Origin of the sequence: Ruminococcoides intestinale, assembly GCF_040095935.1 — a bacterium.
GTDB classification, from domain to species: domain Bacteria; phylum Bacillota; class Clostridia; order Oscillospirales; family Acutalibacteraceae; genus Ruminococcoides; species Ruminococcoides intestinale.
Window position 1 is genome coordinate 247,463 of record NZ_JBBMFQ010000002.1, and the last position, 23,861, is coordinate 271,323.

Below are 23,861 nucleotides of genomic sequence, written 5' to 3' on the forward strand. Positions count from 1 at the left end.
GATAAACTTAGACAAGTATGAACAAATTTGCGGATAAAATTACAAACACGGAGGATAACAATGAAAAATATAATTAAAAAAATATCTGCAATCGCAATGTGCGGTGTGCTTACCGTCGGTTCGGTTCTTATGACAGGTGCGGTAAGCGAGGATGAAAATCACAAGGACTTTGAAGTTACAGGTACAACGCAGAAAATCTCAAACAATCAGCTTTTTGTGTCAACAACGGGATACACTGAAAATACCGATAAAAATTTCGGTGCAAAGTTCCAAACAACTGAAGAAAAGGATTACGATATATGGTTTAAGGATTGTATCAATGCACCGAAATTTGTAAATCTTCCAAAGGGCGAAAAATTTGTAAAATATATGATGACGCAGGGGCACAGTTATTTCGGTAATGTTCAGACATTCTATCAGTTTGACAAAACAGGCGGTGAATATGTCAAGGTGAAAATTAAGCTTTCCGATTTTTCCCGTCTGTTCAATGAAAACGGAACAATGACTTCTGAGCTTAGCGACGGTTCTTACAAGGATTTTGATTTTACATACGAAGATTTCGGAACTGACAGCATCGGTGTTAATTGCTATGCGGAATCCGGCGCATATGCGACAAGTGGAGGTGCGGTAACATCCTTTGCTCCCGATAAGGACGGCTATGCTGAAATATATGTTTCAAGACAGCTTGGTGTAGATACAAAAGTAATGTCATACCGCTATTGCAGACTTAAAGACGGCGCTCATTGCGATTACGGAATAATCGGAGATACTCTGGTCGGTTTAACTTGCGGTGATACGGATTTAAACGGATACATTTCTGTTACTGATGCAACGCTTGTTCAAAAATATGTTGCAGGTATTGAGGACTTTGACAAGCTTCAGCTTTTTAACAGCGATGTAAACCATGACGGTGAAATCAGTGTTGTTGACGCAACCTTGATTCAGAAGTATATCGTTGGGTTGAGTTAAATAAAAATTTCATGTAAAAGCAAACTGACGAAGTAATGGTACAATCTTTTTGATAAGACAGATTATATATATGTCGCCAATTACACACAACTTCCATAACATCAACTGATTTTGCGAAAACATAAAATTCAATCAAATCGGGCGTCCAATGAGCGCCCCTACTGATAGAAAGAGGAAAAACAATGAAAAATATAATTAAAAAAATAACTGCAACTGCAATGTGCGGTGTGCTTACCGTCGGTTCGGTTCTTATGACAGGTGCGGTAAGCGAGTATGAAGATCGCAAGGACTTTGAAGTTACAGGTACAACGCAGAAAATCTCAAACAATCAGCTTTTTGTTACAACAACGGGATATACCGAAAATACGGCAAAGAATTTCGGGGCAATGTTCATATCAACGGATTATCAAAAGTACAGCGTGATGTTTAAGGACTGTATTGATGCACCGAAGTTTGTAAATCTCCCGAAAAATCAGGAATTTACTCGCCATATGATAACAGCGGATAATCGTTATTTTGGTAATACGGGTATGAAATTCAATTATGATTCAACAGGCGGAGAATATGTTAAGATGAGGATTAAACTCTCCGACTATTTTCCTGATGTCTTTAATGATGATGGCACAATGACCGGAAAACTCAGCGATGGCACATACAAGAATTTTGACTTTACATATGAGGATTTCGGTACAGACAGCAGCGGCAAACCTTGCTATGCAACCTCGGGCGCATATTTTGTCAGCGGAGGTGCGGTAACATCTTTTGTCCCCGATAAGAACGGCTATGCGGAGTTTTATATTTCAAGACAGCTTGGCGAGGATACGGGCCTTATGGCTTATAAATATTGCAGACTTAAAAACGGCGCAGAGTGTAAAACAACGATTGGTGGCAAATTGAACTGCCTGACTTGCGGTGATGCATATCCAGACGGAAACATTACGGTTGGAGATGCAACATCTGTTCAGAAATATGTTGCAGGTATTGTAGAATTCGGCAAGACTCAGCTTTTTAACAGCGATGTAAACCATGACGGTGAAATCAGTGTTGTTGACGCAACCTTGATTCAGAAGTATATCGTTGGGTTGATTTAAACAAAAATAATGGTATAAATAATATTGTAATTTAAATGATATAAATGTTACAAAGTAATTGCAATTCTGTATCTCATTTATACAGTTTATTTTTATCATAAATTTTCTGTCATTACTTGGCGGGCGTCCAATGAACGCCCCTACGGGATTGTGCGAAAAATTGCAATGCTACGCTCGGGCATGATATGTTTTTTATATTACAAACTATCTACACGAATCGGGAACGGCGGCTCGCCGTGCGGGAGAATACGGTTCTTCCCTACAAAATCATACACAACTTCCATAACATCACATAATCATGTTTAAACATAAAATTCAATCAAGGTGGGAGTCCGATGAACGCCCCTGCTGATTAAACAAAAACAGTCGGGAAGACAATGCTTTGCATTTCGCAAATTGTCTTCCCGACTTTAATTTTACATTTTTAGTTATAGAGTTCTGCTCGGGTATTTTATTTTCGCCCTTATAAATACTATCTGCACGAACTGGGAACGGCGGCTCGCCGTTAGTGTCTGTATTCGTTTAAGATATCGTCAATTTCGCTTTCGTTCGGATCTTGCTTTCTGTCAATACCGGAAAGGTACTTGTCATAATCAAAATCATCGTCATCTGCTGTTTCGGTTTTCTGCGGTGCAGGCGACGGTCTGCGTGCAGGCTTGCGTTCCTGTCTGTAAGGTGCTTTTCTTTCGGACTTTTTGCTTGATGAAGTCATGTTCTCAAGCTCTTCCTTTTCACGGCGCTTTGCCTCAAGAAGCATTTCCTCTGCTTCTTCCTGTTCTGCCTTTTCTTTCTGACGGCGCTTGTCACCGAAAGCAAGGTCGCCGAGGAAAAGTCCGAAAATTCCGGCAACAAGATAAACTACGAGGAGAATAAGGTTTGTTGAAAGTGTGCCAGAAGAAAATCCGCCGTTGTAGATGAGCATGCTCGGAAGATAAATAATCGGCGCAATGAGAGCAAAGAGAAAGTCAAGTCCGTGTTTTGAGCAGTAGTGTGCCGAACAGCTGATTGCTGTAATCGGGAACACAAAGTCATATGCAACGGGTGAAAACTTCTGCATTGCGCCCGGAATAAACACAAGCGGCAACAGCATATAAACAAGCAAAATTATTACCGCATAGGGAACATATTTTTTAACCATATCTGTCATAACGGTTAATCTCCAATCTTTGAAATTTTATTTTAAATCATGCATATTTATTATACATTGATACACTTAAAAAAGCAAGAAATATTATACCGAGTTACCAAGCTGTTACAGAGGATAATGTAAAATGTTTGCAAAGTGGATTTTTAGCGGATAAATCCGTTGACATCGGACATAAAAAAGAATAAAATAAATATGTACGGGCTTTTGCCCGAATTTAAATGCGAATGAGGTGAAAACTTAATGGACGCAGACGGTAATAAAGGCGCTGTACCCGGGCGAAGTTGCAACAGAATGTGCGCTTGTGCGTTCATTTTGTTTTATTGATTTTGCTTTGTATTTTTATTTTAATTTGAATTGATTTAATTTAATACTCAGGGTGACACCGTCTTTACTTCCAATTGAATTAAAAAGGAGGAAAAGATGATGGAACAGGTTAACGTAACCCTTACCGAAACTATCAAAGTGTTGCTTGATGACAAAAAGTTCAGCACTTTGCGTGACATTTTGATTACGATGAAACCGTTTGACATTGCGGCGGTTTTTGAAAATCTACAGGATGAAAAAATGCCGATTCTGTTTCGTATTCTGCCAAAGGAGCTTGCGGCGGAAACCTTTGTCGAAATGGATGACGAAACTCAGGAATTCCTTATCCACGGCTTCAGCGACAGCGAACTGAAAGAGGTTGTCGATGAGTTATTTGTCGATGACGCCGTTGACCTTATTGAGGAAATGCCTGCCAATGTTGTAAAGCGTATTTTAAGACAGGCCGACAAGGATATGAGAAAGCAGATTAACGAGCTTTTGAAATATCCCGAGGACAGCGCAGGCTCGATTATGACAACCGAGTTTATTGTGCTTCGTCCCGATATGACGGCTGAAATGGCTATTAAAAGAATCAGAAGAACAGGTGTTGACAAGGAAACAATCTACACCTGCTATGTAACCGATGCCAACAACAAGCTTATCGGTATTACTACCGTAAAAGACCTTTTGCTTGCCGAAGATGACGAGCTTGTAAAGTCGATTATGGAGGAAAATGTTATCTCGGTAACTACTCTTGCTGATCAGGAGCAGGTTGCCCAGATGTTCTCAAACTATAACTTCCTTGCTCTTCCTGTTGTTGATAACGAAAACCGACTTGTCGGTATCGTAACAATTGACGATGCTATTGATGTTATTCAGGAAGAGGCTACCGAGGATATCGAAAAGATGGCAGCCGTATTGCCGTCTGACAAACCGTATATGAAAACAAGCGTTTTCGGTCTGTACAAAAAGAGAGCGCCGTGGCTGCTCATACTCATGCTTTCGGCAACCTTTACAAGTGCGATTATCTCATCATTTGAGGCTGTGCTTGCAAATGTTTTGATTCTCTCATCGTTTATCCCGATGATTACGGGTTCGGGCGGTAACGCAGGTTCTCAGGCGTCGGTTTCCGTAATCCGTGCGTTGTCGCTCGGTGAAATTCATTTCAGGAGCATTTTTCTTGTGCTGTGGAAAGAATTCAGGGTGTCAATTCTTTGCGGTATTACCCTTGCGGCGGCAAACTTTGTAAAACTGCTTTTGTTTGATCTCAACGGTCAGGAAAACGCATTTATGATTGCCCTTGTAATTTCGCTTACGCTTGTCGGCACAATTATTATGGCAAAGCTTGTCGGCAGCAGTCTGCCTCTTTTGGCAAGCAAGGTCGGCTTTGACCCTGCCGTTATGGCGAATCCGCTCATTTCAACAGTCTGCGACTCGCTTTCATTGCTTATCTATTTCGGCGTTGCAAAGTTGATTTTGCATCTGTGATTTTTTAAAATTGAAAGTTGAAAGTTGAAAATTGAAAATTGCGGTCGGGAAGACAGTTTGCAAAATGCAAATCATTGTTTCCCGACCGTTTTTGTTTAATCAGTAGGGGCGTTCATTGGACGCCCACCTTGATAGAATATTATGTTTAATAAATAATAAAAATTTTTTGATGTAATGAAAGCCATGTATAGTCTGTAGCGGCGAACGAGGTTCGCCACTACAAAATATCAGTAACTTTGTGATTTTTATATAATGTGATTTGACATCAAATTTGTACCATTGCTAACGGGAGAACACGGTTCTCCCCTACATCATTTAGGTAATTGTATCTCATTTATATGGTTTATTTTTATCAAAAAAATTGTGTCGTTACTTGCGGGCGTCCAATGAACGCCCCTACAGTATAATGGTGAATTTGGTTTGTTAACAAAATTATAATTATTATAAAACTCTTTGATATAATTTTTGCTTATACCCAAACTTCCAAAAAAATGATAGCCTTAAACGACAAAACCCACCAAAACAGTATTGTATGCAAAAATTATTTATGCTATAATTAATCAAGTTTAACAAAACCATTACCGAGGTGTTTATATATGAAAATAAGCAATTTATTTAACAGCGGAAAAACAGTTTTTTCTTTTGAGGTATTTCCGCCTAAAAAGACCTCTCCGATTGAATCGGTTTACGGCAAGCTTGAAGAAATTTCGGCTTTAAAGCCTGACTTCATCAGCGTAACATACAGCGCAGGCGGCAGCGGTTCAAAGAGCCGTACCTGTGAAATCGCAACAAAAATCAAGAGAGATTTCGGAGTTGAATCCGTGGCACACCTCACCTGCATTAACAGCACAAAGGCTGATATTGACCGCAACCTTGCGCTTTTTAAAGAGAACGGCATTGAGAATATTCTCGCACTCCGTGGTGACATGGTTGAAGGTGTTGAACCGCAGAAGGATTTCACTTATGCAAGCGATTTATGCAGATATATTGCGTCACAGGGTGATTTTGACATTGCCGGTGCTTGTTATCCCGAGGTTCACAGCGAGGCAACCGATGAGGTTGAGGACATTCACAACCTTCGCAAAAAGGTTGAGTCGGGTGCAAGCCATCTTATTTCACAGCTTTTCTTTGACAACTCCGTTTACTATCGCTTCCTTGAAAGAGCGAAGATTGCAGGCGTGAATGTTCCGATTGAGGCAGGTATTATGCCTGTAACAAGCAAAAGTCAGATTGAAAGAATGGTTTCAATGTGCGGTGCAAGCCTTCCTGCAAAATTTGCAAAGATTATGCAGAAGTATGATACAAGACCCGAGGCTTTGCGTGACGCAGGCATTGCATATGCGGTTGACCAGATTGTTGACCTTATCGCACACGGTGTTGACGGCATCCACCTCTACACAATGAACAACCCGTATGTTGCAAGAAAAATTACGGAGGCGGTGTCAAGTCTTTTATGATAACGCTTGACAGATTAAACCGCAAAGAGGCTATACGCTACCTCGGCGGTGCAGGAATCAGCCTTAATTACCGCATGGATGTGCTGATGGATGAATGCGAAAAAGAAATACTGAAAACAGCAGAGCCGAGATTTCTCTATGTTGAACGCAAAGCTCCGTTTGACGATATTTTACTCGGCAATGATATAAAAAAGCACCTTGAGGGTTGCCACACAGCCGTTATGATGTGTGCGACAATCGGTTCGGAAATTGACAAGCTTATCCGTATAAGTCAGATTTCCGATATGGCAAGGGCGGTTGTGCTTGACAGCTTTGCAAGCGTTGCCGTTGAACAGGTGTGTCAAAAGGTTGACGAAATCCTTGCCGAAAAATACAGCGGAAAGTATATGACCTTCCGTTTCAGCCCCGGCTATGGGGACTATCCTATTGAGATGCAGAAGGAGTATCTGAGAATACTTGACGCTCCGAGAAAAATAGGTCTTACAACAGGCGACAGCTGTCTGCTTGTCCCGTCAAAGTCGGTTACGGCGGTTCTCGGAATTTCAGACAATCCGATTGAACGAAGAAAACGAGGGTGTGCAATTTGCAGTATGAAAGGCAAATGTCGCTTCAGAAGAAATGGGGAACATTGTGGTGTTTAAGAATTTTTCAAACTTTAGTGAATATCTCAACCAAAAGAATTTTATTTTGCTTGACGGTGCAACAGGAACTCTCATTCAGAAAAGCGGTGTAAAGTACGACCATGTGCCCGAGGTGCTGAACATTACTCACCCCGAGCTTATTGAGAGCTTTCACAGGAGGTATATTGATGCCGGATCTGACATTGTGTACGCAAACACCTTCGGTGCAAATGCCTACAAGCTTCAGGACAGCGGTTACAGCGTTGAAGAAATCATCGGTGCCGGTGTTAAGATTGCAAGAAAAGCCGTTGAGGGTACAGACGCCCTCGTTGCCCTTGATATCGGTCCGATAGGTCAGTTGCTTGAACCTGCCGGTTCAATGAAATTTGACGAGGCTTATGAGTATTACAAACAGCAGATTCTTGCCGGTAAAGATGCCGATGTCATAGTTTTTGAAACAATGACCGACCTTTACGAGCTTAAAGCCGCAGTCCTTGCCGCAAAAGAAAACTGCGATAAGCCTATCCTCACAACAATGACTTTTGAGAGAAACGGACGAACATTTACGGGTGTATCCCCTGCCTGTGCGGCTGTCACTCTTACGGGACTCGGTGTTGACGCTCTCGGTGTCAACTGTTCACTCGGTCCGGATGAGCTTGAACCCGTTGTTTCTGAGATGTCGAAATACACAAATCTTCCCCTTGTAATCAAGGCTAACGCAGGTTTGCCCGATCCTAACAGCAACGAGTACAACATTATGCCCGACAAATTTGCCGAGTGCGTTTGTTCACTCCTCAAATACGGCGTTAAGGTTATCGGCGGATGCTGCGGAACGAATCCCGATTATATTGCAAAAATTAAGTCGGAGGTTGCCGACAAAGAATATCAGCCTCAGACAAAGAGCGTTGACACAACCGTTTGCAGTTCAACGACGGTTGTCGAAATCAACGGTCCGAGAATTATCGGCGAAAGAATTAACCCCACAGGCAAAAAGCTGTTCAAGCAGGCGCTTGTTGAAAATAATATTGACTATATCCTCACTCAGGCTCTCAGTCAGGTTCAGGGCGGTGCGGAAATTCTTGATGTCAATGTAGGTCATCCCGAAATTGACGAAAAAAAGATGATGGTGCGTGTTCTCAAGGCTATTCAGAGTGTGTGTGATGTTCCGCTCCAGATTGACTCCACAAAGCCCGAGGTTATTGAGGCCGGACTCCGCTACTACAACGGAAAACCGATTCTGAACTCCGTAAACGGTGAGGAACAGAGCCTTGCAACGGTTCTTCCTCTTGTCAAAAAGTACGGTGCGTCTGTTGTCGGACTTGCACTTGACGAAAACGGTATTCCGAAAACCGCCGAGGGCAGATTTGAGATTGCAAAACGAATTGTTGAAAGAGCCGAGGCTGTCGGCATTGACAGAAAAGATGTATATATCGACTGTCTTACTCTTACGGTTTCCGCAGAACAGGCGGCTTGCCGTCAGACTCTTGAGGCCTTGCACAGAGTAAAAACGGAACTCGGCTGTAAAACCTGTCTCGGTGTTTCAAACATTTCTTTCGGACTTCCGAACCGTGAGCTTGTCAACAGAACTTTCCTTACAATGGCTATGGAACAGGGACTTGATTTGCCGATTATCAACCCAAATGTTGAGTCGATGACAGGTGCTGTAAGAGCATTCCGTGTGCTTAACGGCATTGACAAGAACTCGCTTGAATTTATCAACGCATATAACGATGCTGTTCCTGCTGCTCCCGTTAAAAAGGCAGACAGCAATGTTGATATTTTTGCGGCTGTTTATAACGGACTTAAAAACGAAGGTGCAGCCGCAACCGCAAAGCTTCTTGAAACAACCGATGCAATGCAGGTTGTAAACGAAATGCTTATCCCTGCACTTGACAGAGTGGGTGAAGATTTTGAAAAGAATAAAATCTTCCTTCCACAGCTTATCCAAAGTGCAAACACAGCTCAGGAGTGCTTTGATGTAATTAAAAAGCACCTTACAAAGACAAGCGGAACTCCCGTAAGCAAGGGTAAAATTATTGTGGCAACCGTAAAGGGTGACATTCACGATATCGGCAAGAACATTGTAAAGGTTCTTCTTGATAACTACGGCTACACAGTTGTTGACCTCGGTCGTGATGTTGATCCTCAGCTTATTGTTGATACTGCCGTTGAACAGAATATTACAATGATAGGACTTTCGGCTCTTATGACAACAACCCTCAAGAGTATGGAAGACACGATAAGGCTTGTAAGAGAATGTAAGGAACTTCAGAATCCCGACGGCTCAAGCAAATGCACAATATTTGTCGGCGGTGCGGTTCTTACAAAGGACTACGCTATGAAAATCGGCGCTGACTACTACTGCCGTGACGCAAAAGAAAGCGTTGACACGGCAAAGCTCGTTCTCGGCTGATTTAGTGACACATATCGTCAAATGTTTATTGAATGTATGCCCTGACTGTGATAAAATGGTGGAAGGATGATTTTTGTAATTACCGCTTTTTGCGGAAAGGATGAACTTTATGCGAGGATTATTTAACAGATTCGCCAATTTTATGCAGGGCAGATACGGCACGGATAAGCTCAACAATGCACTCTGGGTGCTGTTGCTTATACTGTGGTTCGTGAATATTTTTGTGTGGAACCGTGTTGCAAGATACATCATTGACGGAATAATGCTCTTGATTATCGTGCTTATCTGTTTTCGTATGTTCTCACGCAACATTGTTGCAAGAAGTGCCGAAAACAGAAAATTTCTTCCGATTTACAATGCGGTAACAGGTTGGTTCAAACTGACCTTCAAGAAAATTCGTGACCGCAAGGAATACCGTTATATCAAGTGCCCCGTGTGCAAGGCGCAGCTTCGTGTTCGCAACAAAAAAGGCAATCATACTGTTCGCTGTCCGAAATGCGGAAGTGAATTTAACAAAAAAATATGACCGCAGAATCTGCGGTTGCAACGAAATGATTTTGTGATAAAACTAAATAAAAACAGAGATTTGACCACGGGCAGTATAACAGGCGGCCTGTGGTCTTTTGCAGTACCGCTTATGCTCGGCAATGTGTTTCAGCAGTTTTACAACCTTGCCGATACATGGATGGTCGGAAAATATGTGGGCGATAATACCCTTGCGGCAGTCGGCTCGTCATATACACTTTTGACCTTTCTCAATTCAGTTATAATCAGACTTGAGCCGGTGGACTGCGTTGCGTTTGAGGACAGCATTAACGGCATAAAATCTGCACACGCCGCAGGTATGACCACGGTTATGGTTCCCAATTCGTGCAGATAGTTTGTAAATGTCAAAAAACATATTATGCCCGAGCGTAGTATTGCAACCGTTTGTACAAATAACCAAAACCTTTGTTATTGATTTTTAAAAAATCAACAACAAAGTATTTTGACAGGAACAAGTAAATATAAAAAACTTTTTTGTAAAAAACGAAACAAAAATATATATCATGCTTTGAATTTCTTGTGTAAAACACTTTACAAATCGGTGTTTAAGTGATAAAATTTAAGATGATACAAAGTATCCGTATCGCTTGTTGATTTACGGTGCGTAATTAACGGGTATCGAAAATTTATGCGGCATCATTTCCTTTGCCGCTTTGATTAAAAAGGAGGACGATTCCATTGGCAAGAAAAATGAAAACTATGGATGGTAACAGCGCAGTAGCTCATGTTTCTTATGCGTTTACCGATGTTGCGGCTATCTATCCTATTACACCTTCTTCCGTAATGGCTGACCTTACCGACAAGTTCTCGGCACAGGGTGCCAAGAACCTTTTCGGCAGACAGGTTCAGGTAACGGAAATGCAGTCGGAGGGCGGCGCATCAGGTGCTGTTCACGGCTCACTCGCAGCAGGTGCTTTGACCACAACTTACACAGCATCACAGGGCCTGCTCCTTATGATTCCGAATATGTACAAGATGGCAGGCGAGCTCCTTCCGGGCGTTATTCATGTATCAGCCCGTGCGCTCACAAGCCACGCACTTTCTATTTTTGGTGACCACTCAGATATCTACGCTTGCCGTCAGACAGGTTATGCAATGCTTTGTTCAAACAATCCTCAGGAATGTATGGACCTTGCCGCTGTTGCTCACCTTGCAGCTATTGAAGGCAGAGTTCCTTTCCTTCATTTCTTTGACGGTTTCAGAACTTCTCACGAAATTCAGAAGATTGAGGAGTGGGATTACGCAGACCTCGCCGATATGCTTAACTGGGATGCAGTTGAGGCTTTCCGTCGTCGTGCTCTTAACCCTGAGCATCCTGTAACAAGAGGTACTGCTCAGAACGACGATATCTTCTTCCAGGCAAGAGAAGCTTGTAACAAGTATTATGACGCAGTTCCCGAAGTTGTTGTTAAGTACATGGACAAGGTTAATGCTAAAATCGGCACTGACTACAAGCCGTTCAACTACTACGGTGCAGAGGATGCAGAGCATGTTATCGTTGCTATGGGTTCTGTTTGTGACTGTACGGAAGAAGTTGTCGATTACCTCAATGCTGCAGGCGAAAAGGTCGGTCTTCTTAAAGTTCACCTTTACAGACCTTTCGTTGCCGACTATATGCTCAGAGAGCTTCCTAAGACTGTTAAGACAATCTCTGTTCTTGACAGAACAAAGGAACCCGGTTCAATCGGCGAACCTCTTTATCTTGATGTTCTCGCCGCTATCAACGGTTCGGACTTTGCAGGTGTAAAGGTTTACACAGGCAGATACGGTCTTGGTTCAAAGGATACAACACCCGGCGACATCATCGCTGTTTACAGAAACGCTGAAAGCGAAACACCTAAGAGAAGATTTACAATCGGCATTGTTGATGATGTTACAAACCTCTCACTTCCGATTGTTGAAAATCCCGATACAACTCCGAAGGGTACACACAGCTGTAAGTTCTGGGGTCTTGGTGCTGACGGTACTGTCGGTGCTAACAAAAACTCAATCAAGATTATCGGCGATAACACCGATATGTATGCTCAGGGCTACTTTGCATATGACTCAAAGAAGTCGGGCGGTCTTACAGTTTCTCACCTTCGTTTCGGTAAAACTCCAATTAAGTCAACATACTACATTTCAAAGGCAGACTTTGTTGCCTGTCACAATCCGTCTTATGTTGACAAGTACGATATTGTTGATGACCTTAAAGAAGGCGGTTCATTCCTTCTTAACTGCCCATGGGATACAGAAGAGCTTTCCGAGCGTCTCCCGGGTAAGATGAAGAAGATTCTCGCTGAAAGACACATCAACTTCTACACAATTGACGGTATCAAGATCGGTAAGGAAATCGGTCTCGGCGGTCGTATCAACACAGTTCTTCAGTCAGCATTCTTCAAGATTGCAGATATCATTCCTGCCGACAAGGCTAAGGAGCTTATGAAGGCTGCCGCTAAGAAGTCATACATGAAGAAAGGTCAGGCTATCGTAGATATGAACTACGCCGCTATCGACCGTGGTATGGAAGACCTCAAGAAGGTTGAAATTCCTGCTGATTGGGCTAACGCTGTCGATAATTCAGTTGCCGACAAGGCAGAGGGTAACGGTGCTCTCGTTGAGTATGTAAACGAAATCCTCAAGCCTGTAAATGCGTATAAGGGTAATAAGCTCCCTGTTTCAACATTTATGGATCATGTTGACGGTACTGCTCCTAACGGTTCTGCCGCTTATGAAAAGAGAGGTATCGCAGTTGATGTTCCCGAATGGAATCCTGAAAACTGTATTCAGTGTAACAGATGTGCAATCGTATGTCCTCACGCTGTAATTCGTCCTGTTGCCATGACAGCCGATGAGCTTGCAAAAGCTCCCGAGGGTACAAAGAGCCTCCCGATGATGGGACTCAAGGACCTCAACTTTGTAATGACAGTTTCAACACTCGACTGTACGGGTTGCGGCGCTTGTGCTCAGGTTTGTCCGGGTAAGAAGGGCGCTAAGGCTCTCACAATGCAGTCAATCGATTCACAGCGTCCTAAGCAGGCAGTATTTGACTACGCTCTCACACTTGAAGATAAGCCTGAAGTTCACGAGAAGTTCAAGTTCACTACAGTTAAGGGCAGTCAGTTCAAACAGCCGTTGCTTGAATTCTCAGGCGCTTGCGCAGGCTGCGGTGAAACACCGTATGCAAAGCTTGTTACACAGCTTTTCGGTGACAGAATGTTTATCGCTAACGCAACAGGCTGTTCATCAATTTGGGGTGCATCTGCTCCTGCAACACCTTATACAAAGAATAAGAAGGGTTACGGTCCTGCTTGGCAGAACTCACTCTTTGAAGATAACGCAGAGTTTGGTCTTGGTATGGCTCTCGGTCAGAAGGCTATCCGCAACAGACTTATCGAGTATGTTGAGGGTATTCAGAAGGATACAGACAGCGCTGACCTCAAGACAGCTTGCCAGAACTATCTCGACACAGTAACAGATTCAACTTCAAGCCGTCCTGCAACAGACGCTCTTATCGCTGAACTCGAAAAGAACACAGAGGACGCAAAGGTTGGCGAACTTGTTAAGAAAACACTCGTTGACAAGGACGAACTCGCTAAGAAGTCAATGTGGATCTTCGGCGGTGACGGTTGGGCTTACGATATCGGTTTCGGCGGTCTTGACCATGTAATCGCATCAGGCGAAAATGTTAATATCCTCGTATTCGATACTGAGGTTTATTCTAACACAGGCGGTCAGGCTTCAAAGGCTACTCCTGTAGGTTCGGTTGCACAGTTTGCCGCTGCAGGTAAGGCTGTTAAGAAGAAAGACCTTGCCGCTATCGCAATGAGCTACGGCTATGTTTATGTTGCACAGTGCGCTATGGGTGCTGACAACAATCAGGTTCTCAAGGCTATGGTTGAGGCTGAAAGCTACAACGGTCCGTCACTCGTAATCTGCTACGCTCCGTGTATCAACCACGGCATCAAGGGCGGCATGGGCATTGCTCAGCTTGAGGAGAAAAAGGCTGTTGAGGCAGGTTACTGGAACATCTTCCGTTACGATCCTCGTCTTGCAGACGAAGGAAAGAATCCGTTCATGCTTGACGGTAAAGCTCCTTCTGCATCATATCGTGACTTCATCATGGGCGAAGTTCGTTATAACTCACTCACTCGTTCATTCCCCGAAAGAGCAGAAAAACTCTTTGAAAAGGCTGAAAAGGTTGCTGCTGATAAGTATGCTCACCTTGAAAAGCTTGCAAGTCTTCCCGATGCCGAATAATTTTGGCTAAAGCTTGTACAAAGTGAATATGTGAATAAATAAAAAATTCTCCCGAATATGGCATTTGCCGTGTTCGGGAGATTCTTTTTAATTGAAAATGTAAAATGGAAAATTGAAAATTATGGTCAGCGGTGTGCCACCGCAGTCCTTTCGGGAAGACAGTCTTGTTAATGAGAGAGTGAATATGCCCGAGTGTAGGTATGCAATGTTTGTACAAATCTGTATGGGCGAACACGGTTCATCCATACATTATTACAGTTGCTTTGCAGCATTTATAAAATTTGTATTAATATGTAGTCTGTACCGTTGCTTGCGGGCGAATGATATCCGCCCCAACAGATAAACAACAACTTTCATATATAAAAAACAGTCGGGAAGACGATGTTTTGCATTTTGCAAACCGTCTTCCCGACATTCATTTTACATTTTCAATTTTCCATTTTCAATTTAAAATCTCCGTTCGGGCATCTTTATTTTCGCTTTTGCGGAACTATCTTCTTAAATTGACTGCGGCGGTTTATTGCACCGTTACCGTAATCGTTACGCTTGATGTTCTTTTAAGCACATCGGTGACTGAATATGTTACCTTGTACTTGCCTTTTCGGGTGGTTATCACATTGCCTAAAACTTCGATATTCGATGTTATGTCGTTGCCGCAGGTGTCAACGGCTGTTACTCCTGCAAGGGCGTAAAATTCGCCGCCGCTTTTGATTGTGTAATCGTTTGCACCGCTGATTATTGGTGTTGCTTTGGCATACGGGCATTTTTTATTGCTGTCTGTCGGATCCCATTTGTTGGTAAAATCGGTGATTTTGATTGCATCCGGTTTTCCGAGAGGGCCTGCATTTTCTGCGTCGTCATATATGCTTACATTCGTGCCTGTGGGGCAGTTGTCATAAACCCACTTTGCATCCGAAACCGCAAGTCTTACGCATCCTTGTGATGCCTGTTCGCCAAGCTTGTTGAACTCCTCAAGCTCCAAATCTTCTTCGCTCATTGAGTAGTAGGGAACGGAGTGGAAAAGATAATCACCAGAAATTCCGCTGATGTATCTTCCGAAAACATCGCCCACAAGGAAAAGCCATTCGGACTTGATTCCGATTGTGTAGTCACCCGTGATTGTCGAATTGTCAAGACCTGTGGAGCAAATCATCGCCCTTACGGGGATTGTGTACTTGCCCTTTTCGTCATATGTGTAAACCGTCACGCAGTTTGCCGTGCGGTTGACCTTGATTGCGTACAGATTTTTTGCCGTGTTACGCTTATTGCTTTCAAGCTTGTCAAGATTTGCCGTTATACAGGTTGAGTAGCTTTGCTGTTTTTTCGCAGTTGATTTTGCCACCGTAATCTGAAATTCCGACTTTGATTTGTCTTTTGAAATGGCAGAAATCAGAGCCGTACCCTCTTTGAGAGCGTCAACCCTTCCGCCGTCATCAACGGTAACAATTTTACTGTCCGAGCTTGTCCATTTGGTAACGGATTTTGCTTTTTCGGATGACAGTTCAATAAGCTTTGATTCGCCGACTTTTAATGTGAGCGAATCGACCTTGCTCGGAAATGTCATATTTTCGGTTACTGCCGTATCGGGCGTCTGCGGTTTTGGAGAATTTTGAGAATCATTTCCGAAAATTCCCGTCACAGCGCATAATATGCAGGTTGCAATGAGGACAACACAAAGTAAAAGAATGAAAATTTTCTTTTTCATAGATTACCTATCCTTATAGAATTTAACATTAAATGGTTACAAAATTTTAACCTTTGTATATTATAACTTTTTTTCGACAATCTTGCAAGTGCTATTTTAAATCGGCGAGAAATGTGGTAAAATGTCAGTCGGAGAATGTTTTGTATTTTCCAAACTAACAATTTATGGTGATAATTATGGCACATCCGATTAAACATTTCAGAACAATAACCCGTCACAGGCACAAGGTAATTGCCAACTGTGCAAGGGCAGGAATTCTCAGACAGGGATTAATACACGATTTGTCAAAGTATTCGCCTACAGAATTTATTCCGGGTGCAAAGTATTTTCAGGGCACGAGAAGTCCCAATGAAAAGGAAAGAGAGCTGTACGGCTATTCACAGGCGTGGATGCATCACAAGGGCAGAAACCGTCACCATTACGAATACTGGAACGATTACAACCCAAAGACAAAGCAGGTTGAAAATGTTGAAATGCCTGTAAAATATGTTATCGAAATGTTCTGCGACCGAGTTGCCGCAAGCAAAATCTACAACGGCAAAAACTACACGGACGGCGCTCCGTTTACATATTTTTGCAGAATCAGAGGCAAACACCGTATGCACCCCAACACCGAGGCCTTGCTTGAAAAATTATTGGTTATGCTGAGAGATGAGGGTGAAGAAAAGACCTTTGCATATATAAGAAGTATGAAAAAGTGATTGTTTGTGCGAATCCTCCCGTCTGAAATATAGTCGCAATGCTACCCCTACAGAATTGCACAAACAAAAAAACTGTCTACACGAATAGGGTACGGCGGCTCGCCGTAAGGAGTGATAATATGAAAACCGACAGGGTTATAACTGCGATGATTGAATATTTTGGAAGTGACAAGAAAAGAATTCACCATTTTCTCAAGGTTTATTCATTCGCAAAGACAATCGGTGAAAGTGAAAATCTTTTGCCCGACGATCAGGAGCTTCTTGAAATCTCCGCAATCGTTCACGACATCGGCATAAAGGTGAGCGAAGAAAAGTACAATTCGTCTGCAGGAAAGTATCAGGAACTTGAGGGTCCTCACGAGGCTGAAAAGCTGCTTGCTGCTCTCGGCTACGAAAAAACATTTATTGACAAAGTTTGTTACCTTGTGGGACACCATCACACCTATGGAAATATTGATACTTTGCCGTACCGAATTTTGGTAGAGGCAGACTTCCTTGTGAACCTTTATGAGGACGATTCAAGCCGCAGTGCAGCAGAGCAGGCATATGACAAAATATTCCGCACAAATACAGGAAAAAATCTGCTGAAAATAATGTTCCTCATACCCTAAAATTGTACTCATTTACCATAGTGCTTTGAGTGTGAAAAAGTGGTGTAAAAAGTATCCCAAAATGCTTGACAACGCCCTTAAAAAGTGTTATTTTAATGGTGTTGGTTATATGATTATAAAAGTGAATAAATGACAGAATACAAGGATGTATGACGATTTTTTCAAGGAGCTGACCTTACCGGGCGTCTGCTTGGAATTGAGTCGGCATTTTTTTGTGTCATATACAAAATTCAGTATTAATTATCATTATCGGAGGTTTTACAGTAATGAGAGAAGAATGGACAAATTTTGCAGGTGGCAAATGGGAGTCCGACATTGATGTCAGAGACTTCATTCAGAAAAACTACACACCTTATGACGGCGACCAGTCTTTCCTTGAAGGTCCTACAGAAGCTACAGACAAGCTCTGGGGCGAGCTCAAGGAACTCCAGAAGGAAGAAAGAGCCAAGGGCGGCGTTCTTGATATGGAAACTGAGGTTGTAAGCGGCATCACAGCTTACGGCGCTGCATATCTTGATAAAGACCTTGAAAAGGTTGTAGGTCTTCAGACAGACAAGCCTCTCAAGCGTGCATTTATGCCTTACGGCGGTATCAAAATGGCTGAGCAGTCATGCCAGATGTATGGCTACACTCCAAGCCCTAAACTCCACGAAATCTTTACAAAATATCACAAGACTCACAACCAGGGTGTATTCGATATCTACACTCCCGAGATGAAGCTTGCCCGTCACAACAAGATTCTTACAGGTCTTCCCGACACATACGGCAGAGGCAGAATCGTCGGTGACTACAGAAGAGTTGCTCTTTACGGTATTGACCGTCTTATCGAAGGCAAGAAAGAGGACTTTGCAGAAACAAACCGTCAGGGTATGAGAAGAGGCGACTTCCAGCTTCGTGAAGAAATCGCTGATCAGATTCGTGCTCTTAACGATATGAAGGAAATGGCACTTTCTTACGGCTTTGATATTTCACAGCCTGCTAAGAACGCTGCAGAGGCAGTTCAGTGGCTCTACTTCGGTTATCTTGCTGCTATCAAGACTCAGAACGGCGCTGCAATGAGCGTTGGTCGTGTATCAACATTCCTCGACATCTACATTGAGCGTGACCTTGAGAACGGTACACTTACAGAATCACAGGCTCAGGAACTTGTTGACCACTTTGTTATGAAGTGCCGTATGGTTAAGTTTGCAAGAATTGAGTCTTACAACCAGCTCTTCTCGGGCGACCCTGTATGGGCTACACTCGAAGTTGCAGGTCTTGGCATTGACGGCCGTTCAATGGTTACAAAGAACGACTACCGTTTCCTCCACACACTTGAGAATATGGGACCTTCACCTGAGCCAAACCTCACAGTTCTTTATTCTTCAAGACTTCCGGAGAACTTCAAGAAGTATGCTGCTCATATTTCAGTTACAACAAGCTCAATTCAGTACGAGAACGATGATGTAATGCGTCCTGTATGGGGCGATGATTACTCAATCTGCTGCTGCGTATCCGCAACACAGACAGGTAAGGAAATCCAGTTCTTCGGCGCAAGAGCTAACCTTGCTAAGTGCCTTCTCTACGCTATCAACGGCGGTATTGATGAAAAGACAAAGATGCAGGTTGGTCCTGAATATACACCTATCACATCAGAGTACCTTGATTATGACGAAGTTATCAAGAAGTATGACACAATGATGGATTGGCTTGCTCACCTCTATGTAGGCACACTTAACATGATTCACTACATGCATGATAAGTACTACTATGAGGCAGCAGAAATGGCTCTTATCGATACAGATGTAAGAAGAACATTTGCAACAGGTATTGCAGGCTTCTCACATGTTGTTGACTCACTCAGCGCTATTAAGTACGCTAAGGTTAAGGTTATCCGTGACGAGGACGGCATTGCTGTTGACTTTGAAACAGAGGGCGACTTCCCAAGATACGGTAACAATGACGAGAGAGCAGATAAGATTGCCGTTGACCTTCTCAAGACATTTATGGCTAAGCTTAAGTACTGCCACACATACAGAGATTCAGAGCCTACAACTTCTATCCTTACAATCACATCAAATGTTGTTTACGGTAAGGCTACAGGTTCACTTCCTGACGGCAGAAAAGCAGGCGAGCCGCTTTCACCGGGTGCTAACCCAAGCTACGGTGCAGAGCAGAACGGTCTTCTTGCTTCACTTAACTCTGTTGCTAAGCTTCCTTACGAGTACGCTCTTGACGGTATTTCAAATACTCAGACAATCAACCCGGGTGCTCTCGGACACAACGACGATGAGCGTGTTGACAACCTCGTAAATGTTATGGACGGCTACTTTGATCAGGGTGCACACCACCTCAATGTAAATGTATTCGGTACAGAAAAACTCATTGACGCTATGGAGCATCCTGAGAAGGAAGAGTACGCTAACTTCACAATCCGTGTATCGGGTTATGCTGTTAAGTTCATCGACCTTACAAGAGAGCAGCAGCTGGATGTTATTGCCAGAACCTGCCACGACAGAATGTAATGTCGGACAACGCTGTTAAAGGCTTTGTACACTCAATAGAAACTTTTGGCTCTGTTGACGGTCCGGGCGTGAGATTTGTGATTTTTCTGAGCGGTTGCGCAATGCGTTGCCAGTTCTGCCACAATCCCGACACATGGAAACACGATGAAAACACCGTGGAATACACCGCCGACGAGTTGCTTAATAAAGCGCTTGCATACCGCCCCTATTGGAAAAATAAGGGCGGTATCACAGTAAGCGGAGGTGAGCCGCTTTTACAGATTGACTTTTTGCTTGATTTGTTCAAGAAGGCTAAAAAGCAGGGCGTTAATACCTGTATTGACACAAGCGCCAACCCGTTTACAACCAAAGAGCCGTTCTATTCAAAGTGGAAAGAGCTAATGGAATATACGGATTTGCTGTTGCTTGATATAAAGCATATCGACAACGAACAGCACAAAATCCTTACAGGACAGCCAAACACCAATATTCTTGAAATGGCAAGACAGCTTTCCGATATGGGCAAGCCCGTATGGATAAGGCATGTTCTTGTGCCTGAAAGAAATGATAAGGACGAGTATCTTTTCAGACTTGCCGACTTTATCCGCTCGCTCAGGAATGTTGAAAGAGTTGAAGTTCTTCCGTATCACACCCTCGGTGTGTACAAGTGGAAGGCTCTCGGTTATGACTATCCTCTCGAGGGCATTAATCCCCCGACAAAAGAGCGTGTTAAGAATGCGGAAATGATTCTTAACGGCGAAAAAACAAGAGATTAATTTCTTATATAACAACGGCAGTACCGATTTTTTTGGTACTGCCGTTTTTGTTTTGATTTTTATTTGTTATTCTGCTTTTGTTGTTTTTTCTTCAGCAAAATTGATGAATAAAGGTGTATTCAAAGATTTTTAAGCTGTCCTTGTTGAGAAATCGTCACCGTCGGAAGAAACGACTGCTCCGACGGGTGAGCCTGCAACTGTCGGTACAACCTCTGTAAATCCGACTTCGGCAACAGGCGGTGCCGCAACATCGGACAGCACTCCTTCACAGCCTGATAAAAACGGCAGTGTTCAGACAGGAGTGACAGCAACGGCTGTTATGATGCTTGTTGTAATTTCGGGCGGAGTGCTTTTTGCCCTTGCAGAGCGTAAAAAGAGAATATAACACACTGACAGCCATTTGTGCAAAGATTATCAGTTGTCTATTGAAAAATTTGTAAAAATGATATAAAATAGCAATAAGTAGAAAAATACGGTTTTTCCGCTGATTTATATTAATACTGAAAGAGGTGCCGGAATGGATAAAAACAAAAAATTATTCTACACAATCATCGGTGCAATTTCTGCACTTGCGGCTGCCACAGCAGCATTTCTCGCTTTAAAAAAGCACAGATGCGCAGAACAGAAGCTTATTGAGGAAATTGACGATATTGTTTCCGAAAAAGAGCCTGAGGAGGCTGCAAAGGAAGAACCGCAGGCAGAAGTTACAGCCGATGAGCTTGCTGAGGAAGAATAAGCAACAAGTTGTTGCACCCAATTCGGGTAGCAGTATTTGCATGTGAAAAAGTTAAATACCCGAGCGGTGCTTTCAATTAAGAATTGAAAGTTGAAAACAGAAAATGATGTCGGCGGTGTGCCACCGCAGTCTATTCAAGAAAACAGTTTAAAAAAGAAAATGCATCAGTTGCCCGAAAAGGTCTGATGCATTTTTGTTTTGTTAGGCTGTTTTGTCACAGCCCCATCGAAATTGCTCTTGACGCAGACTTTTTTGTTACAAAACAATTGTTGTAAAAAATTAAATACGATAGTATTATTATCAGTTATTTCTGAACTGAGGAACATGGATAAGACAATATCCACAATAATCAGACAAGGGATTTGTATATAATAGCAAACTTACCGTTAATTTGCACATATTTTAGGGCAAAAAATTTTCGCTAAAAGAATAACAGATTCATTGCCCGAACAACTTAAATGTGCTATAATTTAAATGTCCTCGGAAATTTTGTACTGTTAAAGTTTCCGAAGCTAGAAGTATTGCCACAAAACTGTGGCGAACGGTAATTTTATTTTATTAAAGGAGCAGCAAGTATGAAAAAAATTCAGAAAAAGCTTTCTGTGGTTCTTGCGGTAATGATGGTGCTGTGCATGTTCACAGCTCTGCCTTTCTCAGCAAGTGCTGCCGAAACAAGCGAAGAAACAAGTGCAGGCAACAAGATCAATGTTACATCAAATGTGACAGATCCTGTTTCGTATGATTACAATGCACAGACAGAGCAGGTTGTTGTTACTTACCTTCTCAAGGCAGATCACATGATCGTTGATACACAGAGCAGCCTTACATACGACAGTAAGGTTCTCAAGCTTGCATCAACAACAACAACAAATACAAAGAATAAGGTTTTCCCTGTATTCCAGAGCAGCATCGTTTGGAATCCAAGCCTTACAAATCAGGTTCTCTTCAACTGCTCAAGCCTTGATCTTTTCAACTTCAAGTCAGAGAATGTTTATTGCACATTTACATTTGATGTTGTAGGCAGCGGTGACACAACAGTAAATCTCAATGTTGATTATCTTACAGGTACAGAGGCTGACACATATGATGAGCTCTTCGAAAGCGAAAAGAAGGACATCGATTATATTTACAATAGTGCTAACAAAGTAGCAGGTGCTGCATTTACTGCAAAGGCAGTTCTCGTTCAGGGCGAAGAGCCGACAACAGCTCCTCAGCCGACAACAGCAACACAGCCTACAACTGTAACACAGCCAACAACAGCTCCCGCAACAAAGCCGACTCAGCCTGCAACAGAGCCGACACAGCCACAGAGCGGAGTAAGTGTAACAGGAGATATCGCACTCCCGCTTGCAGATGACGGCAACGGCATTTATACAGGCTCAACTGAACTTGAAGCAGGTTCATACACATTCAAGATGAGTGTAAACGGAGTTGCTTTCGGTAACGGTTCAACATTCACAGATAAAACAACAAACGCAAAATACAATTCAAAGTGGACAAGTTCTACAACGCTTAAGGCAACAGGCGGTAAGTACACATTTAAGTTTAATACTGCAAAGAATACCCTTACAATTGAATATCTTGCACCTTCAAAGGCTTCAATAGTCGGCGATATCAACCTTGACCTTCAGGCAACAAAGGATGCAAATGTTTATTCGGCATCAGTTAAGCTTAACAAGGGCAACTATGAATTCAGAGTAATGAATCAGGGTGTTCGTTATTGTTGCGGTTACACATACAAGGACTTAACAGTCGGAAGCCAGTACAACTCAAAGTGGTCGAGTGCGTCAACGCTTGCAGCATCAGGCGGTACATATACATTCAGCTATGATATTGATACAAACAAGCTTACAATATCATATCTTCCTTCAGGAGCAGAAGTAAGTGTAGTAGGTAACTTTACACTTGCCCTTGCAAAGACAGATAAAGAAAATGTATATTCAGGTACAAAGACACTTAAGGCAGGAAACTATCAGATAAAGATGAATAACTACGGCAAGCTCTGCGGAACATCAGCGGTAGTAAAGGATGTAACACCGGGTCTTGTATTCAATCCAAAGTGGAGCAAGTACACAACATTTGTAGCAACAGGCGGAACATACACATTCACATACAACACAGCAACAAATACACTTGTAGTGACAGCAGATAAGGGAGATATTCCGGTAAAGGTAACAGGAGATATCAACCTTTCACTCAAGAAGAGCGATACAAATGTATTTACAGGTTCGGTAAAGCTTAAAAAGGGTGACTACTCGTTTAAGATGAATGTTAACGGTACAGATTTCTGCAACGGTACAACAATCAGAAATGCAACAACAGGTACTATTAAGTACAACTCAAAGTATACAAGTGCATCAACACTTGTAGCAGTTGGCGGTACTTACACATTTGCATATAATGCACTTACAAATCAGCTTTCTGTGAAGTATTCTAAGTAAATCGGCTTAGCATCAACAGGAATATAATTTCAAGCACTCCGCACATCAGTGTGGGGTGCTTTTTTTGCTCAATATCAATAGAGTTAGTTGGGGTAACCCGAAAAAACGGAATCTGCTCTTCTTGAGAAACAAATT

Annotated in this window: 18 protein-coding genes; 15 read left to right on the forward strand and 3 right to left on the reverse strand. The window is 42.7% G+C overall.

Features of this window, described 5'->3' with window-relative positions; translation table 11 throughout:
* Window positions 1-60: 60 nt before the first annotated feature.
* Both WMO31_RS04850 and WMO31_RS04855 read left to right on the forward strand, forming a co-directional pair.
* Window positions 61-969: a dockerin type I repeat-containing protein gene (locus WMO31_RS04850; protein ID WP_367999312.1), complete on the forward strand. Its 909-nt coding sequence runs from the start codon at window positions 61-63 to the stop codon at window positions 967-969.
* A gap of 182 nt (window positions 970-1,151) precedes the next feature.
* Window positions 1,152-2,060 carry a dockerin type I repeat-containing protein gene (locus WMO31_RS04855; protein WP_303806688.1) on the forward strand — a complete coding sequence of 303 codons (909 nt, stop codon included), beginning with the start codon at window positions 1,152-1,154 and terminating at the stop codon, window positions 2,058-2,060.
* Window positions 2,061-2,565: 505 nt separating this feature from the next.
* On the opposite strand, the gene WMO31_RS04860 is transcribed toward WMO31_RS04855, so the two are convergent.
* Window positions 2,566-3,207, reverse strand: a complete 642-nt coding sequence (locus WMO31_RS04860; RefSeq protein ID WP_303806687.1) for a hypothetical protein — start codon at window positions 3,205-3,207, stop codon at window positions 2,566-2,568.
* Between the two features lie 423 nt (window positions 3,208-3,630).
* Here WMO31_RS04860 and mgtE point away from each other — a divergent pair, with 423 nt between their 5' ends.
* The 7 genes from mgtE to nifJ all read left to right on the forward strand — a co-directional run bounded on the left by mgtE (window position 3,631) and on the right by nifJ (window position 14,273).
* A complete protein-coding gene (gene mgtE / locus WMO31_RS04865; protein WP_015523115.1) occupies window positions 3,631-4,998 on the forward strand; it encodes a magnesium transporter in 1,368 nt (455 codons plus the stop codon).
* Window positions 4,999-5,594: 596 nt separating this feature from the next.
* On the forward strand, window positions 5,595-6,455 hold the full coding sequence (gene metF, locus WMO31_RS04870) for a methylenetetrahydrofolate reductase [NAD(P)H] (RefSeq protein ID WP_367999313.1): 861 nt from the start codon (window positions 5,595-5,597) through the stop codon (window positions 6,453-6,455).
* Complete coding sequence (locus WMO31_RS04875; protein WP_015523117.1) at window positions 6,452-7,096, forward strand: vitamin B12 dependent-methionine synthase activation domain-containing protein; 645 nt, start codon at window positions 6,452-6,454, stop codon at window positions 7,094-7,096. The genes metF and WMO31_RS04875 overlap by 4 nt, the downstream gene beginning before the upstream one ends.
* A complete protein-coding gene (locus tag WMO31_RS04880; RefSeq protein ID WP_117950104.1) occupies window positions 7,074-9,488 on the forward strand; it encodes a homocysteine S-methyltransferase family protein in 2,415 nt (804 codons plus the stop codon). The genes WMO31_RS04875 and WMO31_RS04880 overlap by 23 nt, the downstream gene beginning before the upstream one ends.
* A 109-nt stretch (window positions 9,489-9,597) precedes the next feature.
* Window positions 9,598-10,014, forward strand: a complete 417-nt coding sequence (locus WMO31_RS04885) for an MJ0042-type zinc finger domain-containing protein (protein ID WP_187299904.1) — start codon at window positions 9,598-9,600, stop codon at window positions 10,012-10,014.
* 33 nt (window positions 10,015-10,047) lie between these two features.
* The gene (locus WMO31_RS04890) at window positions 10,048-10,368 is read left to right on the forward strand and encodes an HAD-IA family hydrolase (protein WP_252967938.1); all 321 of its coding nucleotides are present in this window, start codon (window positions 10,048-10,050) and stop codon (window positions 10,366-10,368) included.
* A gap of 344 nt (window positions 10,369-10,712) precedes the next feature.
* Complete coding sequence (gene nifJ / locus WMO31_RS04895) at window positions 10,713-14,273, forward strand: pyruvate:ferredoxin (flavodoxin) oxidoreductase (protein WP_021883784.1); 3,561 nt, start codon at window positions 10,713-10,715, stop codon at window positions 14,271-14,273.
* A 517-nt stretch (window positions 14,274-14,790) separates the two neighbouring features.
* Here nifJ and WMO31_RS04900 read toward each other — a convergent pair.
* Window positions 14,791-15,978, reverse strand: a complete 1,188-nt coding sequence (locus WMO31_RS04900; protein WP_304018475.1) for a L,D-transpeptidase family protein — start codon at window positions 15,976-15,978, stop codon at window positions 14,791-14,793.
* 176 nt (window positions 15,979-16,154) lie between these two features.
* Between WMO31_RS04900 and WMO31_RS04905 the strand changes: the two genes are divergently transcribed.
* The 4 genes from WMO31_RS04905 (at window position 16,155) to pflA (ending at window position 20,549) form a co-directional block, all read left to right on the forward strand.
* Window positions 16,155-16,679: a DUF5662 family protein gene (locus WMO31_RS04905; protein WP_303994703.1), complete on the forward strand. Its 525-nt coding sequence runs from the start codon at window positions 16,155-16,157 to the stop codon at window positions 16,677-16,679.
* Window positions 16,680-16,798: 119 nt separating this feature from the next.
* Window positions 16,799-17,290 (forward strand): HD domain-containing protein, encoded by a 492-nt coding sequence (locus tag WMO31_RS04910; protein ID WP_015523121.1) that lies wholly within the window; start codon window positions 16,799-16,801, stop codon window positions 17,288-17,290.
* 266 nt (window positions 17,291-17,556) lie between these two features.
* Window positions 17,557-19,794: a formate C-acetyltransferase gene (gene pflB / locus WMO31_RS04915; RefSeq protein WP_015523122.1), complete on the forward strand. Its 2,238-nt coding sequence runs from the start codon at window positions 17,557-17,559 to the stop codon at window positions 19,792-19,794.
* Entirely contained in the window at window positions 19,794-20,549 is a 756-nt protein-coding gene (pflA, locus tag WMO31_RS04920) for a pyruvate formate-lyase-activating protein (protein WP_015523123.1), read from the forward strand. Before pflB ends, pflA begins: the two co-directional genes overlap by 1 nt.
* 129 nt (window positions 20,550-20,678) lie before the next feature.
* Here pflA and WMO31_RS04925 read toward each other — a convergent pair whose 3' ends face one another.
* The gene (locus WMO31_RS04925; RefSeq protein WP_367999314.1) at window positions 20,679-20,810 is read right to left on the reverse strand and encodes a hypothetical protein; all 132 of its coding nucleotides are present in this window, start codon (window positions 20,808-20,810) and stop codon (window positions 20,679-20,681) included.
* Between the two features lie 256 nt (window positions 20,811-21,066).
* Between WMO31_RS04925 and WMO31_RS04930 the strand changes: the two genes are divergently transcribed.
* Both WMO31_RS04930 and WMO31_RS04935 read left to right on the forward strand, forming a co-directional pair.
* A complete protein-coding gene (locus WMO31_RS04930; RefSeq protein ID WP_015523125.1) occupies window positions 21,067-21,285 on the forward strand; it encodes a hypothetical protein in 219 nt (72 codons plus the stop codon).
* A gap of 575 nt (window positions 21,286-21,860) precedes the next feature.
* Window positions 21,861-23,726, forward strand: a complete 1,866-nt coding sequence (locus WMO31_RS04935; RefSeq protein WP_303666645.1) for a hypothetical protein — start codon at window positions 21,861-21,863, stop codon at window positions 23,724-23,726.
* The last annotated feature ends 135 nt before the right edge of the window (window positions 23,727-23,861 follow it).